The following is a 15,635-nucleotide window of genomic DNA, read 5'->3' as shown; positions in this document are numbered from 1 at the left end:
GGATCACCCGCCCAGAACGTAGCTGTGCAGCGCGTTCTTTTCGTGCTCCAGATCCTCGATGCGCGCCTTCACGATGTCGCCGATGGAGACGATGGCGCTGAGCGCCCCGTCCTCGACGACGGGGACGTGGCGGAAGCGCCCCTCGGTCATCGTGCGCAGGACGTCGTTCACGTCGTCGCGCGGCGAGCAGGTGGTGACGCGCTCGGTCATCAGCTCGCGCGCGGTCCGGCCGCTCAGCGCCGCGCCGTCGTCGCCCAGCGCGTGCACGAGGTCGCGCTCGGACAGGATGCCGGCGATGCGCCCATCCGGCGCGGCGACCACCACCGCCCCGATGCCTTGGCGGCGCAGGATACCCGCCACCTCCAGCACGGACGTCTCCGGCGCCACGGTGGTTACGTGGCGGCCCTTTCGCTCCAGGATGTCGTGAACCCGCATCGGCGCACCTCCCTTGTCCCGGGAACGGGACCTTCCGACAAGATGCCACGCCCGCGCGCGGGCCGCGAGTACCCCGAACGGGTGAGCCACCACCGCGCAAGCCCGGAATGCCGGGGAATCCGGCGGGTCCTTCGGACAGGTGCGGTTTACCCGCCGTCGCCGCGCTCTATACGATTCCCGTATGTGGTTTCGCGCGCTCTGGGTCGTCGCTCTTCTGGCCGGTCTGGCGCTGCAGGCGGTGCCTGCGGCCGAGGACTCCGCGTCCGGCGCCGACCCGCCGCCGCGCGCCACGGTCCTCACCGTCGACGGCCCGATCGGCCCGGCCTCCGCCGGCTACATCCGCGACGGCATCGACGAGGCCGCCGAAAACGGGGCCAGCATCGTGGTGCTGCGGCTGAACACGCCGGGCGGGCTCAGCACCAGCATGCGGTCCATCATCGACAAGATCCTGGCCGCCCCCATTCCGGTTGCGACCTACGTGGCACCGCGCGGGGCACGCGCGGCTAGCGCCGGAACCTACATCCTCTACGCCAGCCACGTCGCGGCGATGGCGCCGGGAACCACGCTCGGCGCGGCCACGCCCGTCCAGATGGGCGGCGGTTCCTCGCCCATGCCCGGCGGCGGTGGCGGCGAGAACCCCGGCGGCGGGAACGGGGAAGACCCCGCGAAGGAGGACGGCCAGCAGGGCGAGGAGGGCGAGCAGACGGACGAGACCGCCCCGAGCGACGGCGACGCCAAGCGCGCCAAGGCGGTCAACGACGCCGTGGCCTACATCCGCGCCCTGGCGGACCTGCGTGGGCGAAACGCGGACTGGGGCGAAAAGGCCGTGCGCGAGGCGGCGACGCTGACCTCCGACAAGGCCGTGGAGCAGAACGTCGCGGACCTGCTCGCCACGGACGTCGCGGACCTGCTCGCCAAGATCGACGGCCGAACGATCGAGGTGGGCAAGCAGGACGTGACGCTGGCCACAAAGGACGCGCAGGTCACGGAAAAGCCGATGGACTGGCGGGACAAGCTGCTCGCCACGATCACGGACCCGAACGTGGCCTTCATCTTCATGATGGTGGGCGTCTACGGCCTGATCTTCGAGCTGTCGAACCCCGGCGCCATCGTGCCCGGCGTGCTGGGCGTGATCTGCCTGCTGATCGGGCTCTACGCGCTCAACGTCCTGCCGGTGAGCTACGCGGGGCTGGCGCTCATCCTGGTCGGCATCGCCTTCATGGTGGGCGAAGCCTTCGCGCCCTCGTTCGGCGCGCTCGGCCTGGGCGGGATCGCCGCGTTCGCGCTCGGCGCCACGATGCTGTTCGAGACGGACTCGCCCTACTTCGAGCTGTCCTACTGGACGGTCGCGGGGGTCACCGCGACGACCGGCCTCATCCTCGTGCTGCTGATCGGCTACCTCGCCCGCGCCCAGACGCGCCCCTTGGCGACGGGCCGCGAAACGATCGTGGGCACGCTCGCCCGGGTGGACGAATGGTCCGCCGGGCACGGGCGTGTCGTGATCTCGGGGGAGTACTGGAACGCGCGCGGCCCCGCCGACCTCGAAGCGGGCCAACAGGTCCGCGTCACGGCGGCCGAGGGCCTCACCCTCACGGTCGAACCGGCCCCGCCCACGCAACAGCCCGGAGAAGCGCCATGGCAACCAACGTCGTGATCTTTGCGGTGATCGCCGCGCTGGTGATCGCCTTCCTCGCCTCCGCCATCAACATCCTGCGCGAGTACGAGCGCGGCGTGGTCTTCACGCTCGGCCGGTTCACCGGGGTGAAGGGACCGGGCTTTCTGATCATCATCCCCGTCATCCAGCAGATGGTGCGCGTGGATCTGCGCACGATCACCCAGGACGTGCCCAGCCAGGACGTCATCAGCCAGGACAACGTCTCGGTGAAGGTGAACGCGGTCATTTACTTCCGCGTCATCGAGCCGCGCAACGCCATCATCGAGGTGGAGAACTTCCAGCGCGCCACCAGCGAGCTGGCGCAGACCACCCTGCGCTCCGTGCTCGGCAAGCACGAACTGGACGAGATGCTGTCCGAGCGCGACAAGCTCAACCGCGACATTCAGGAAATCCTGGACGCACAGACGGACAAGTGGGGCATCAAGGTCGCCAACGTGGAGATCAAGCACGTCGACCTGGACGACTCCATGATCCGCGCCATCGCCAAGCAGGCCGAGGCCGAGCGCGAGCGCCGCGCCCGCGTCATCAACGCCGAGGGCGAACAGCAGGCCGCGCAAAAGCTGGTGGAGGCCGCGGAAAAGCTGGGCGAGCAGCCCAACGCCATGCAGCTGCGCTACCTCTCCTCGCTGCAGGACATCGCGGGCGACAAGACCTCCACGATCGTCTTCCCCTTCCCCATGGAGTTCATCAAGGGCCTGACCAGCGGCTTCGGCGGCTCCTCCGCGCGGTAGGGCATGAGCGACACGGCCACGCTGCAAGCGCGCCTCGGCCATCTGGCGGCGGGCGGCGACCGCCCCGCGATCCTGGCGTTCGGGGCCGAGGGCGCGGCCACCGTTACTTACGCGGAGCTAGCGCACAGGGCCGGGCGCATCGCCGGCGGCCTGCGGGCGCACGGCATCGCGCCGGGGCACTACGTGGGCATCCACGCGCCCAACAGCCCGGACTGGATCGCGGCCCGCATCGCGGTTCTGCTGGCGGGGGCGGTCGCCGTCTCCCTGGACAACGACCTGACAGCCGAGCAGCTCGGCCACCAGCTCGCGGACGCGCAAGCGCGCGCCATCCTGACGGTGCGCGGGCACCTGGACATGCTGGCCGCGGCCGGCGCCGCGGACACGCCGGTCTGGCTGTTCGACGCCGCGCCGGACGACCCGCGGGCCATCTCGAACCTGGACGGCGAGCCGCCGCCCCTGCCCGACCCGAGCGGCGACGACACCGCGACGCTCTTCTACACCTCGGGCACCACCGGGCGGCCCAAGGGCGTGCCGCTGACCCACCGCAACATCACCAGCAACCTGGACGCCCTGCTCGCCCAGAACCTCTTGGGGGCGGGCGACCGCGTGCTGCTGCCGCTCCCGCTCCACCACTCCTACCCCTTCATCGTCGGCATGCTGATGCCGCTGGTCACGGGCGCGACGATCGTGCTGCCCCGCGACGTCAGCGGCCCGGAGATCCGGCGCGCGCTCAGCGAGGGCGAGGTGGCGATCGTCGTGGGTGTGCCGCGGCTGTATCAGGCGCTGGCGAACGGCCTGACGCAGCGCCTGCGCGAGGGCGGCGCAAGCGAGCGCGTGCTCTACCGCGTGCTGCGCCTGTCGGCCTCGCTGCGGCGGCGGTTCGGGGTGCGCTGGGGGCGGACGCTGCTGTGGCCGCTGCACAAGCGCCTGGCGCCAAAGCTGCGGCTCATGGCCTCGGGCGGGGCCAAACTCGACGCCGACACGGCGTGGACGCTGGAAGGCTTCGGCTGGATGGTGCTCTCCGGCTACGGGCTGGTGGAGACGGCCTCGATCTCCACCTTCAACCCGCCCGGCCGCGCGCGCCTTGGCAGCGCCGGCCTGCCCGCGCCCGGCGTGCGCGTCACCATCGCCGGGCCGGACGCCGAGGGCACGGGCGAGGTCCGCATCCAGGGGCCCAACGTCTTTCCGGGCTATTTGAACCGCCCCGACGCCAACGCCGAGGCCTTCGACGCGGAAGGCGCCTTCCGCACCGGCGATCTGGGCCGCTTCGACGCCGACGGCTACCTGCACATCGTCGGGCGGGCGAAGGAGATGATCGTCCTGCCCGACGGCAAGAACATCGCGCCCGAAACGGTCGAGCGGGTCTACGCGCAGAGCCCCTACATCCACGAAATCGCCGTGCTGGAGGACGACGGGCGGCTCGTGGGCCTGATCGTGCCGGACCTGACCGCCGTGCCGGGCGCGGGCGCCAACATCGGCGACGTCATCCGTGTGTCCCTGCAGGAACTGGGCGCCAAGCTGCCGCCGCACGAGCGGCTGAGCGACTGGGCGATCACGCGCGAGGAACTGCCGCGCACGCACCTGGGCAAGTACCGCCGCCACCTGCTGCCGCCCATCCTGGCGCGCGCCCAGCGCGGCGAGCGCACGGCCGCCACCGAGCCCACCAGCGACGCCGACCGGGCGCTGCTCGCCGAGCCGACGGTGAAGCGGGTGTTCGACTGGCTGGACGCGCGCTTTCCCAACCACAGCGTGGGCCTGAACACCAGCCCGCAACTCGACCTGGGCGTGGACTCCCTCGCCTGGGTCGAAATGGGCTTCGAGCTGGAGGAAAAGTTCGGCGTCGCACTGTCCGAGGAAGCCGTGGCCCAGGCCGTGACCGTGCGCGAGCTGTTGCAAACCGTGCGCGACGCCGCGCCCGCGCGGGAGGGCGGCCGGCGCCGCGAGGCCGCGCGGGAGGCCGAGCGCTGGCTACACCCGCAATCGCGCGGGGAACGCATCGCCGCGGCCCTGGCGCACGGCACGTTGAAAGCACTGTGCGGCGGGCTGTTCCGGCTGCGCGTCGAGGGCCCGGAGCGGCTGCCGGCATCGGGGCCGGCGATCCTGGCGCCCAACCATGTCAGCGATCTGGACGCCTTCGTCTTCACCGCCGCGCTGCCGGGGCGGCTTCGCGGGCACCTGGCCTGGGGCGCGGATCGCGACCGCCTCTTCGGCACGCGCCTGCGCCGCACGGCGGCGCGGCTGGCCGGCCTCTTCCCGGTGGACGACCGCGCGCCCGGCGCCAGCCTCGCCGCCGCGGAGGCGGCGCTGAACCAAAACCGCATCCTGGTCTGGTTCCCGGAGGAATGGCGCTCGCCCGACGGCCGGCTCCAGCCCTTCCGGCCCGGCGTGGGCCGGCTGCTTCAGGACCGCGACATCCCGGTCGTCCCGTGCGCGATTTTGGGCACCTTCGCCGCCATGCCGCGCGGCGCGCGGTTGCCCAAGCCCACGGCCGTCACCGTGCGCTTCGGCGAGCCGGTATCAGCCGCCACGCTCGCCGCCGAGGCCGGCAGCCGCGACCCGGACGCCCTGGCCACGGCCCTGCGGGAGCGCGTGGCGGCGCTGTTGCCGGGCGAGCGCGGGTAGACCGCGTTACAACACCAGCACGCCCGCGTCCTTCAGCTCGGCCTCGGTCTTCTCGCGGCTCTCGGCGCTGATGGCACGCGTGGCTTCGGTGAGGACGTGGACGGTGAAGCCGTGCTTCGCGGCGTCGAGCGCGGTGGCGCGCACGCAGACATCCTCGGCCAGGCCGCCGATCCACAGGCGCTCGATGCCGTGGCGCTTCAGCTCCTCGGCGAAGCCGGTTTCGTCGAAGGCGCTGTACTGATCCTTGTCGAAGCGCGTGCCCTTGGTGACGACGATGGTGTCCTCGGGCAGGCGCAGATAGGGATGAAAGGCGGCGCCCGTGGTGTCCTGCACGCAGTGCACCGGCCACGGCCCGCCCTGGGGCTGAAAGCTGATGTGGTCGCGCGGGTGCCAGTCGCGCGAGGCGTAGACGTGCGCGCCGGCGTCGCGCGCCGCCGCCATCCAGGTGTTGAGCGTGTCCACGACCCGGTCGCCCTCGGGCACCTCAAGCGCGCCGCCGGGGCAGAAATCGTTCTGCACGTCGACGGCGACGACGGCGTCGCCCTGGGTCAGGTCGCGGTGCGGGTCTGCGGTCATGGGCTCACCTCCGCGTCTCACCGGAAGAGAATGTTTCCCTGAATGTGGGAGCGCGCCCGCGCGCACGCCACGCATTCGCTGAAACGGGGATGGACACGCCCACGGCATCCAGGCCGGAGTCCTTGACGTATGTGGTACGGGGCACGCGACGAAACGGGCATGGGGGCGGCGATGGCTCCGCGGGACGCAGGGTCCGCGAACGGCGGGCAACCGGACGAAGGCGAGGCCGAGGCGGCGGTGCACACCCTGCTGAGCCATCTGGGCGGCGCGCCCGATGCGCGCACGGCCCCGCGCGTGCTGGACGCCTTCCGCACGCTCTTCGGCGGCTACGGCGAGGACCCGACGGCGTTTCTGGAACGCACCTTCGCCGAAACCGACGGCTACGACGAGATGATCGTCCTCAACGGCGTGACCTTCGTCAGCCACAGCGCCGACGACATGCTGCCCATCGTGGGCACGGCGCACATCGGCTACATCCCGCAGCGCCGCGTCGTGGGCGTGAGCAAGCTGGCGCGCGTGGTGGACATCCTGGCCCGCCGCCTCCAGCACCAGGAGCGCCTGACCGTCGAGATCGCCGACACCATCCAGGCGGTGCTCCAGCCCCACGGCGTCGCCGTGGTCCTGCGCGCGCGGCACCACGGCACCGGCGTCCGCCCGGCCGCGCAGGACACCAGCGACGTGGTCACCAGCCGCATGCTCGGCAGCTTCCGCAGCGACCAAGCGACGCGGCGGCAGTTCCAGGCCGTCACGGGCCTCACCGGCGGCTGAGCCGCGGCCCGCTGGCCGATCGGGCTTGACGCCACCACCACCCCCGGCGCCACATGCTGGTCGCGCCCGTGCGCCGCACGGTGGCAGCGCCCGCGCCGGAGGTTGGACGTGGCCCATCACTGGCTCTACCCGCTCACGCCCACGACGGCCGACCTCGTCGCCGCGTTTCCGGACATCTTCACGGACTCGCGTGTGCGGCTGGTGGACGTGCTCGCGGCCCTGGGGGAGCGGGGCCTGGCCTCGGCGCTGCTGGTGCTGGCCGCGCCGCAACTGCTGCCGACGCCGCTGGGGCTGTCCAACATCGTCGCCGTGCCGGCCGTGCTGGTGACGGTGCAGATGGCCTTCGGGCGCGGCACGCTGTGGCTGCCGCGCTGGCTGCTCAACCGCGTGTTCCCGCGCGAGCGCGTGCTCGCCACCTGTCGCAAGCTCATCCCCATCCTGCGCGCCATCGAGATCCTGGTGCAGCCGCGCCTGGCCGCGGTCTGGTCGTCGGCGGGGGTGCGCTTCGTCGGCGTTTTCGCCTTCGCCATTTCGCTGATCTCGGTGTTTCCCCTGCCCTTCAGCGGCTGGCTGCCGGCGATCTCGCTTATCCTGATCGCAGCGGGGCTGCTGGAACGCGACGGACTGGTGGTCATCGCGGGCGTGCTGGTCGGCATGGCGGCGGTGGGCGTCTTCGTCGGCGTGCTCGCGGGGCTGGTCGAGGTCGGCAAGGCGGTTGCGGCGTGACGTGTTGCGGTGCACAAATGGGCGAGCAAACCGCTTGATCGCGGTCAAGGTGCCGGCCTTCGCGGTGCGGCACGCTCGCCCCGTTTCGTGGCACAATTCCGGGAGGACGCGATGAGCGTCCGCAACCTCGACGCCCTCTTCGCACCGCAGTCGATCGCCGTGATCGGCGCCTCGCGCAAGGCCAACACCGTGGGCAAGGTGCTGGCGCGCAACCTCTTCCACACCGGCTTCGACGGCCCGATCCTGCCGGTGCACCCCAAGCACCAGTCGATCGAGGGCGTGCTGACCTACGGCTCGGTCAGCGAGCTGCCCTTCGCGCCCGACCTGGCCGTGATCGCGACGCCGCCGGACACCGTCGCGGACATCGTCGCGGAACTGGGCGCCAACGGCACGCGGGCGGCCGTGGTCATCACCGCCGGCTTCGGCGAGGGCGGCGACGAAACGGGTCAGGCCCGCCGCCAGGCCGTGCTGGACGCGGCGCGCCCCTACACCCTGCGCGTGGTGGGGCCGAACTGCATCGGCGTCCTGCGCCCCGACCGGGGCCTCAACGCCAGCTTCGCGCACCTCTCGCCGATGACGGGCGATCTGGCCTTCGTGGCGCAGTCCGGGGCGATGGCGACGGCCGTGCTGGACTGGGCGACGCCGCGCGACATCGGCTTCTCCCACATCACCGCGCTCGGCAACATGATCGACGTCGACTTTGGCGACGTCCTCGACTACCTGGGCAGCGACCCCAACACGCGCGCCATTCTGCTCTACGTCGAGAGCATCACCGAAGCGCGCAAGTTCATGTCGGCCGCCCGCGCGACGGCGCGCACCAAGCCCATCATCGTCATCAAGGCCGGGCGCTACGCCGCCGGGGCGAAGGCCGCCAGCTCGCACACCGGCGCGCTGGCGGGTTCGGATGCGGTCTACGAGGCCGCCTTCCGCCGCGCCGGCATGCTGCGCGTGGGCGACATGGACGAGCTGTTCGACGCGGCGGAGACACTGTCCAACGCGCCGCGCGTGCGCGGCGACCGCATGGCGATCCTCACCAACGGCGGCGGCCTGGGCGTGCTGGCGACCGACGCCGTCGCCGGCAGCGGCGGGCACCTGGCCGAACTTTCGGACGACACCATCGCGGCCCTGAACGAGGTGCTGCCGCCCGTCTGGTCGCACGGCAATCCCGTGGACATCATCGGCGACGCGCCCGGCAGCCGCTACGCCACGGCGCTGGAAACCCTGATGGTGGACGCCAACACCGATGCCGTGCTGGTGCTGAACACGCCCGTCGCCGTGGCGGACCCGACCGACGCCGCGCGCGCCACGGCCGACACCGTGGGCGACAATCCGCGCAAGCCGGTGTTCACCTCCTGGCTGGGCGAAGGCGCGGCGCGGACGGCGCGCAAGATCTTCGCCGAGCACCGCATCCCCAGCTACACGACGCCCGAAAACGCCGTGCGCGGCTTCATGCACCTGGTGAACTACCGGCGCAGCCAGGACGAGTTGATGGAGACGCCGGCGTCCACGCCGCACGACTTCGAGCCCGACACCGAACGCGCCAAACAGCTCATCGACAGCGCCCTGGAGGCCGGCCTCACCTGGATGTCGGAGGGCGATTCCAAGCGCGCCCTCCAGGCCTACGGCATCCCCATTGTCGACACGCGGCTGGCCCGCGATGCCGAAGAAGCGGCCACCTCCGCCAATGAGCTGGGCTTCCCCGTGGCGCTGAAGATCCAGTCCCCCGACATCACGCACAAGAGCGAGGTCGGCGGGGTCGAGCTGGAGCTGGACTCCGAGCAGGCCGTGCGCGATGCGGCGGAGCGCATGCTGGGGCGTGTCGCCAAGCGGCGACCCGACGCCACCGTCGACGGCATGACGGTTCAGCGCATGGCGCGGCGGGCCGACGCCCACGAACTCATTCTGGGCGCGACCACGGACAACATCTTCGGCCCCGTCATTCTCTTCGGCCAGGGCGGCACGGCGGTGGAGGTGCTGCGCGACCAGAGCCTGGCGCTGCCGCCGCTGAACATGCCGCTGGCCCGGCGCACCATCGCGGACACGCGGGTCAGCCGCCTGCTCGCCGGCTATCGCGGCCAGCCCGCCGCCGACGTGGACGCCGTGGCGCTGGCACTGATCGAGCTGTCGCAGCTGGTCGCCGACCGCCCGGAGATCGCCGAGGTGGACATCAACCCGCTGCTGGCCGGGCCGGACGGCGTCGTGGCGCTGGACGCGCGCATCAAGGTCCAGCAACCACCCCAAACCGAAACGCCACGCTTGGCGATCCGCCCCTACCCGCGCGAGCTGGAGCAGACCGTCACCGCGCCGGACGGAAGCGAGATCTTCCTGCGCCCCATCCGCCCGGAGGACGAACCGGCGCTTCAGGACTTCTTCCACAAGCTGTCGGGCGAAGACGTGCGCATGCGCTACTTCACGCAGATGCGCGAACTGCGCCACCACTTCGCCGCCCGGCTGACCCAGATCGACTACGACCGGGCGATGGCCTTCGTCGCCCTGCCCGGCCGCAACGCCCCCGGTCGCAACGCCCCCGGCCGCAACACCGAAGAGATCTGGGGGGTCGTGCGCATCGACTGCGACCCGGACAACCGCGTGGGCGAGTACGCCGTCGAGGTGCGCTCGGACATCAAGGGCCGCGGCCTGGGCCGCATGCTCATGGACCGGATCATCGCCTACGCCAGGGAGCGCGGCACGGGCGAGATCGTGGGCGATGTGCTCACCGAGAACCGCCGCATGCTCCAGATCTGCGAAGACCTCGGCTTCGAGAAGCACCGCACGCCGGACGACCCGCAGATCACGCGTGTGCGCCTGCCGCTGAACAAGGCGTAACGACCGGCAGCGCGCGGCGCGTCAACTCGCGGCCTTGAGCACCTTCTTGAGCGAGGCCGCGGGGTCGGCCAGCGCGTCCGGGTCGGGCTTCGCGTCGCGCTCGATCATGCGGCGGGCCACGGCGATGTCCTTGCCGTTGTCGATGGCCTGGGCGCCGACGACGTAACCGTCCTGCATGAGGAAGACGATGCACGGCCCGTCGTCGGGCGTACCGCGCCAGATCTCGCGGTCCCAGTGCTCCGGCAGGCCCACCATTTGCAGGTTGACGCCGTGCTGGTCGCTCCAGAACCACGGCAGCTGCGCGTGGCGCGTCAGTTCGCCCGCCAGCGTGGCGCCCGCCGCGCGCCCCTGGTACTCCGCGTTCTGCCAGGATTCCAGGCGGATGCGGCGGCCGAGCAGCGGATTGGGGTGGCTGGTGCAGTCCCCCGCCGCCGCGATGGCCGGGTCCTCGGTCATGGCGTGTTCGTCGACGACGATGCCGTCGTCCACCGTCAGCCCGGCGGCGTCGGCCAGCTCCACGTTGGGCGCGATGCCGACGCCGACGACGACACGGTCCGCCGGATAGACGGTGCCGTCGTCCAAGCGCACACCCGTCACCCGCTGCTCGCCCTCAAACCCGGCGACCTTGGCGCCCAGCACGACGTCCGCGCCGTGGCGGCGGTGCAGCTCGACGAACCAGTCGCCCACACCGCGCACCACCTGGCGCGCCATGACGGTGGGCGCGGCCTCCAGCACGGTCACCGGGCATTCGCAGGCGCGCGCCGAGGCGGCGATCTCCATGCCGATGTAGCCGCCGCCGATCACGACGATGCGCTCGCCGGCCACGACGGACTCCCGCAGCGCCAGCGCGTCGTCCGCGTCGCGGAAGGTCTGGATGCCGGGCAGATCGGCACCCGGAAGGCTGAGCGTGCGCGGGCGCGAGCCCGTCGCCAGCACGAGGCCGTCGTACCCGATCGTTTCGCCGTGGGCCGTGGTCAGCGTGCGCGCGGTGCGGTCGATGCCGGTCACGCGCACGCCGGTGCGGACCTCCACGCGCTCGGCGGCTTCGCCGAGATCGAGATCCGTGACCTCCAGGCCCGCCTTGCCGGTCAGCACCGCCTTGGACAGCGGCGGGCGTTCGTAGGGGCGGCGCGGCTCGCCGGCGAGCACGAGAACGCGGCCGGACCAGCCGGCCGCGCAGGCGGCTTCCGCGGCCCGGCCTCCGGCCTGGCCGCCGCCCACGACGACGATGGTGCGATCGTCCGCCATGCGCGCCTCAGCTCGCGGGCATGCCGACGTAGACCTGATCGCCCTCGACCTTCACGCGATAGGTGGGCACGTCCTCCTTCGCCGGCAGCGCCGTGCACGCGCCGGTCTTGACGTTGAAGCGCGCCTGATGAAGCGGGCACTCGACCTCTTCGTCCTCGACGAAACCCTCGGACAGCAGGGCGAACTCATGGGTGCAGATGTCGTTGATGGCGTAGATGCCATCTTCCAGGCGGACGATGCAGACGGGGGTGTCCCCGATCTTCACGTGCTCGGGCTCATCCTCTTCCAGCTCGCTCGCTGTGATCACGGCGTGCCAAGTGACGTTCTGCTCGTCGGTCATTGCGTTGTCTCTCCCGTCTGGAACCATCCGTCAGCCGCGCGCTGGCCGCACGACCGCCGAGCCATGTAGCATGCGAAAACCATGTCGGCCATGCGCGAGCACACGACATCCGACCTGCTACGGTTCCTTGGCCGGCGCGCGCCCGCACGGCATGGGCCGGCCCCGGCAGCGCGCGGCTTGCACGCTCCGGTTGCCAGCGGCGTGCACGATGTCCAGCTTGTCGGCGGCAATTCGCTCCAGGTGGACGGGGCGCACCGCGAGCGCGCCAACACCCGCAACGGCGAATTGACCCGGCGATTGGACGCAGCGCCGGCCCCGCTCGCCCCGCCACCGGCGGGCGATCCCGGCGCTTGACGGGCTGGCGCCCCCTCGCCCGCCCGGACGCCTGACGCCATATTCCCGCCACGGGCCTGCTGTGCCATCGTTGCCATGGTCGGCACGGCTCTTGAAGGAACGGCGCGCGAACGCAACATACGGGTCAACGCCAAACACCAGACGGCACATCATCCATTGCGCGAGGCGCTTCGCTGGGGTTGTCCCCCGGGATCGCCGAAGGCCGCAAAGTCGAGGAACCATGTTGGAACTGTCCAAGGCCGGAACACAGTATCCCGTCCTTCCGTTGCGCGACATCGTCGTCTTCCCGCACATGATCGTGCCCCTCTTCGTCGGGCGCGAGAAGTCGGTGAATGCGCTCGAGGACGTGCGCAAGGACGACAAGCAGATTCTGCTGGTCGCGCAGAAGGACGCGCAGCACGAGGACCCCGGCGCCAAGGACCTGTACGAGGTCGGCACGCTCGCCAGCATCCTTCAGCTGCTCAAGCTGCCGGACGGCACGATCAAGGTGCTGGTCGAGGGCGGTCAGCGTGCGCGCATCGGCGGGTTCACCGAGAACGAGGACTTCCTCGAGGCCGAGGCCGAGGTCATCGGCGAGGAAGCGGCGGAGGACCGCGAGCTGGATGCGTTGCGCCGCAGCGTCGTCTCGCAGTTCGAGCAGTACATCAAGCTCAACAAGAAGATCCCGCCGGAAGTCCTCAACACCGTCTCGCAGATCGAGGACCCCAGCAAGCTGGCGGACACCATCGCCTCGCATCTGTCGCTGAACATCGCCGACAAGCAGGAGCTGCTGGAAAGCGACTCCGTCAGCGAGCGGCTTGAGAAGGTCTACGCCTACATCGAGGGCGAGATCGGCGGTCTGGAGGCCGAAAAGCGCGTCCGGAACCGCGTCAAGAAGCAGATGGAGAAGACGCAGCGCGAGTACTACCTGAACGAGCAGCTCAAGGCGATCCGCAAGGAGCTCGGCGAGGGCGACGAGGGCCAGGACGAACTCCAGGAGCTGGAGGAGCGCCTCAAGAAGACGAAGATGACGAAGGAGGCGCGCGAAAAGGCCCAGAACGAGCTGAAAAAGCTCAAGAACATGTCGCCGATGTCGGCCGAGTCGACGGTGGTGCGCAACTACCTCGACTGGATGCTGGCCGTGCCGTGGAAGAAGCGCAGCCGCGTCAAGAACGACATCGACGTCGCCCGCGAAGTGCTGGACGCGGACCACTACGGCCTGACGCGCGTGAAGGAGCGCATCATCGAGTATCTGGCGGTCCAGAAGCGCATGGGGCGCGTGAAGGGGCCGATCCTGTGCCTCGTGGGGCCGCCGGGCGTGGGCAAGACCTCCCTGGGCAAGTCCATCGCCCGCGCCACGAACCGCGAGTTCGTCCGCCAGTCGCTGGGCGGCGTGCGCGACGAGGCGGAAATGCGCGGCCACCGGCGCACCTACATCGGCTCGATGCCGGGCAAGGTTATCCAGGGCATGAAGAAGGCCGGGACGAAGAACCCGCTCTTCCTGCTGGACGAGGTGGACAAGCTCGGCGCCGACTGGCGCGGCGATCCCTCCTCCGCCCTGCTGGAGATCCTGGACCCCGAGCAGAACTCGCACTTCGTCGACCACTACCTGGACGTCGAGTACGACCTGTCGGAGGTGATGTTCATCACCACCGCCAACACGCTCGACATGCCGCCGGCGCTGCTGGACCGCATGGAGATCATCCGCATCCCCGGCTACACCGAGGATGAGAAGGTGGAGATCGCCAAGCGCCACCTCATCACCAAGCAGCGCACGGAAAATGGCCTGGACGAGAGCGAGTGGTCGCTGTCGGACGGCGCGCTGCGCGACCTGATCCGGCGCTACACCCGCGAGGCCGGCGTGCGCAACCTGGAGCGCGAGGTGGGCTCGCTGGCCCGCAAGGCGGTGAAGGACATCACCACGGGTGCGGCCAAGCAGATCCAGGTGACGCGCCAGAACCTCCAGAAGTACGCCGGCGTGCCGCGCTACAAGTACGGCGTGGCCGAGCAGGAGGATCTGGTCGGCGTGGCCACGGGGCTGGCGTGGACCGAGGTCGGCGGCGAACTGCTGTCGATCGAGGCGGTCACGGTGCCCGGCAAGGGCAAGGTGACCTCCACCGGCAAGCTCGGTGACGTGATGAAGGAGTCGATCCAGGCGGCCGAGTTCTTCATCAAGAGCCGGTCGGCGGAATACGGCATCCACCCGAGCCTGCTGGAGCGCAAGTCGATCCACGTCCACGTGCCGGAGGGCGCGACGCCCAAGGACGGCCCGTCCGCCGGCATCGCCATGGTCACGGCGATCGTCTCCGCGCTGACGGGCATTCCGGTGCGCCACGACGTGGCCATGACCGGCGAGGCGACGCTGCGCGGGCGCGTGCTGGCGATCGGCGGCCTCAAGGAGAAGCTGCTGGCCGCGCTGCGCGGCGGGCTGTCGACGGTCCTGATCCCTAAGGAGAACGAGAAGGACCTCGCCGACATCCCGAACAACGTGAAGCGCAGCCTGACCATCATCCCGGTCGAGCGCCTGGACGAGGTGCTGCACAACGCCCTCACCCAGGAGCCCACGCCCATCAGCGACGTGGCGCCCGAGGAGGTGGAGCAGCTTCCGCATCCCGAGGCCGGCGAGGCCAAACCGGTCACGCGGCACTGATCCCGCCCGTCACGGCTGACGAGAAAACGGCCCGGCCGCCAAAAGCGGCCGGGCTTCTTTTGTGCCGCGTTTTCGGCCGCGGCGCCGAGATCAAACGTCGGTCAGCCGCCCCACGAAATCCGGCAGGCCCGTCTGCCGCTCGCGGCGCAGGCGTTCGGCCTGGAGGATCGCTTCCACGCGGCGGACGCTTTCCGGAATGCTTTCGTTGACGACGATGTAGTCGTACTCGCGCCAGTGGCTCATCTCGTCGGCGGCCTTGGCCATGCGCTCGCGCACCACGGCCTCGGAGTCCTGCCCGCGCTGGCGCAGGCGCTCGGCGAGCGCGTCCATCGACGGCGGCAGCACGAAGACGGAGACGAGATCGGCGCGCGCGGTGTCGCGAAGCTGGCGCGTGCCCTGCCAGTCGATGTCGAAGAGCACGTCGCCGCCGGCGTCCAGGGTGCGCTCCACGGGCCGGCGCGGCGTGCCGTAGAGCTTGCCGAAGACTTCCGCGTGTTCGAGGAAATCCCCGTCCGCGACCATGCGGCGGAATTCGCCCTCATCCAGGAAGTGATAGTGCACGCCGTCCTCTTCGCCCGGCCGCGGCGCGCGCGTGGTGGCGGAGACGGAGAGCGCGAGGTTGCCGTCCCGGCCCAGCAGCTCGCGCGAGATCGTCGTCTTGCCCGCACCCGACGGCGAGGACAGCACCAGCATCAGGCCGCGGCG

12 protein-coding genes are annotated in these 15,635 nt (G+C 70.8%); 7 read left to right on the top strand and 5 right to left on the bottom strand.

Features of this window, described 5'->3' with window-relative positions:
- Window positions 1-3: 3 nt before the first annotated feature.
- A complete protein-coding gene (locus tag BLQ43_RS02950; RefSeq protein WP_090018606.1) occupies window positions 4-435 on the bottom strand; it encodes a CBS domain-containing protein in 432 nt (143 codons plus the stop codon).
- 181 nt (window positions 436-616) lie between these two features.
- Between BLQ43_RS02950 and BLQ43_RS02945 the strand changes: the two genes are divergently transcribed.
- Genes BLQ43_RS02945 through BLQ43_RS02935 form a run of 3 tightly spaced genes read left to right on the top strand, consistent with a single transcriptional unit; the run spans window position 617 to window position 5,463 of the window.
- A complete protein-coding gene (locus tag BLQ43_RS02945) occupies window positions 617-2,089 on the top strand; it encodes an NfeD family protein (protein ID WP_090018605.1) in 1,473 nt (490 codons plus the stop codon).
- Complete coding sequence (locus tag BLQ43_RS02940) at window positions 2,071-2,841, top strand: slipin family protein (RefSeq protein WP_090018604.1); 771 nt, start codon at window positions 2,071-2,073, stop codon at window positions 2,839-2,841. The genes BLQ43_RS02945 and BLQ43_RS02940 overlap by 19 nt, the downstream gene beginning before the upstream one ends.
- Window positions 2,842-2,844: 3 nt before the next feature.
- The gene (locus tag BLQ43_RS02935) at window positions 2,845-5,463 is read left to right on the top strand and encodes an AMP-binding protein (protein WP_090018603.1); all 2,619 of its coding nucleotides are present in this window, start codon (window positions 2,845-2,847) and stop codon (window positions 5,461-5,463) included.
- A gap of 6 nt (window positions 5,464-5,469) precedes the next feature.
- Here BLQ43_RS02935 and BLQ43_RS02930 read toward each other — a convergent pair whose 3' ends face one another.
- Entirely contained in the window at window positions 5,470-6,039 is a 570-nt protein-coding gene (locus tag BLQ43_RS02930) for a nicotinamidase (protein WP_090018602.1), read from the bottom strand.
- Window positions 6,040-6,168: 129 nt separating this feature from the next.
- On the opposite strand from BLQ43_RS02930, the gene folE reads away from it, so the two are divergent.
- The 3 genes from folE (at window position 6,169) to BLQ43_RS02915 (ending at window position 10,359) form a co-directional block, all read left to right on the top strand.
- Window positions 6,169-6,807 (top strand): GTP cyclohydrolase I, encoded by a 639-nt coding sequence (folE, locus tag BLQ43_RS02925; protein WP_245659420.1) that lies wholly within the window; start codon window positions 6,169-6,171, stop codon window positions 6,805-6,807.
- 108 nt (window positions 6,808-6,915) lie between these two features.
- Window positions 6,916-7,533, top strand: a complete 618-nt coding sequence (locus tag BLQ43_RS02920; protein ID WP_176758486.1) for an exopolysaccharide biosynthesis protein — start codon at window positions 6,916-6,918, stop codon at window positions 7,531-7,533.
- 111 nt (window positions 7,534-7,644) lie between these two features.
- Window positions 7,645-10,359, top strand: coding sequence for a bifunctional acetate--CoA ligase family protein/GNAT family N-acetyltransferase (locus BLQ43_RS02915; RefSeq protein WP_090018600.1), 2,715 nt, complete (start codon window positions 7,645-7,647; stop codon window positions 10,357-10,359).
- A 21-nt stretch (window positions 10,360-10,380) separates the two neighbouring features.
- On the opposite strand, the gene BLQ43_RS02910 is transcribed toward BLQ43_RS02915, so the two are convergent.
- Entirely contained in the window at window positions 10,381-11,607 is a 1,227-nt protein-coding gene (locus BLQ43_RS02910; protein WP_090018599.1) for an NAD(P)/FAD-dependent oxidoreductase, read from the bottom strand.
- 7 nt (window positions 11,608-11,614) lie between these two features.
- Window positions 11,615-11,947: a non-heme iron oxygenase ferredoxin subunit gene (locus BLQ43_RS02905; protein ID WP_090018598.1), complete on the bottom strand. Its 333-nt coding sequence runs from the start codon at window positions 11,945-11,947 to the stop codon at window positions 11,615-11,617.
- A gap of 574 nt (window positions 11,948-12,521) precedes the next feature.
- Between BLQ43_RS02905 and lon the strand changes: the two genes are divergently transcribed.
- Complete coding sequence (gene lon / locus BLQ43_RS02900; RefSeq protein WP_090018597.1) at window positions 12,522-14,930, top strand: endopeptidase La; 2,409 nt, start codon at window positions 12,522-12,524, stop codon at window positions 14,928-14,930.
- 90 nt (window positions 14,931-15,020) lie between these two features.
- On the opposite strand, the gene gmk is transcribed toward lon, so the two are convergent.
- Entirely contained in the window at window positions 15,021-15,623 is a 603-nt protein-coding gene (gmk, locus tag BLQ43_RS02895; RefSeq protein WP_090018659.1) for a guanylate kinase, read from the bottom strand.
- Window positions 15,624-15,635: the final 12 nt, after the last annotated feature.

This window comes from Limimonas halophila (assembly GCF_900100655.1).
Classification (GTDB): Bacteria; Pseudomonadota; Alphaproteobacteria; order Kiloniellales; family Rhodovibrionaceae; genus Limimonas; species Limimonas halophila.
The sequence above is the reverse complement of the archived record's forward strand: the minus strand, read 5'-3'. Positions and strand labels throughout refer to the sequence as shown.